This is a genomic window from Streptococcus oralis, from assembly GCF_003943825.1.
GTDB lineage: Bacteria > Bacillota > Bacilli > Lactobacillales > Streptococcaceae > Streptococcus > Streptococcus oralis_CD.
Window position 1 is genome coordinate 1 of the sequence record NZ_RJNJ01000116.1, and the last position, 558, is coordinate 558.

At 46.6% G+C, this 558-nt stretch carries 1 pseudogene; it reads left to right on the top strand.

Going from position 1 to position 558, the window contains the following annotated elements:
• Window positions 1–558 (top strand): annotated as a pseudogene (locus D8863_RS10900) (preprotein translocase subunit SecA); the annotation flags it as partial.

Below are 558 nucleotides of genomic sequence, written 5' to 3' on the forward strand. Positions count from 1 at the left end.
ATAAGGGTGAATCACTTGATTCATTGCTATATGAGGCTTTTGCGGTAGTTCGTGAAGCTGCAAAACGTGTCCTTGGGCTTTTCCCTTATAAGGTTCAGGTCATGGGTGGGATTGTTCTTCACCATGGTGACGTTCCAGAGATGCGTACCGGTGAAGGGAAGACCTTGACAGCGACCATGCCAGTGTATCTCAATGCCCTTGCAGGTAAAGGGGTTCACGTAGTCACAGTCAATGAATACCTAACAGAACGTGACGCGACTGAAATGGGTGAATTGTACTCATGGCTCGGTTTGTCAGTAGGGATCAACTTGGCAGCTAAGTCTCCAATGGAGAAAAAAGAAGCTTACCTTTGCGATATTACCTACTCAACCAACTCAGAGATTGGTTTCGACTACCTTCGTGACAATATGGTCGTTCGTGCAGAAAACATGGTGCAACGTCCACTCAATTATGCCTTGGTCGATGAGGTTGACTCAATTTTGATCGACGAAGCTCGTACACCATTGATCGTTTCAGGCGCCAATGCAGTTGAAACAAGCCAACTCTACCATATGGCGG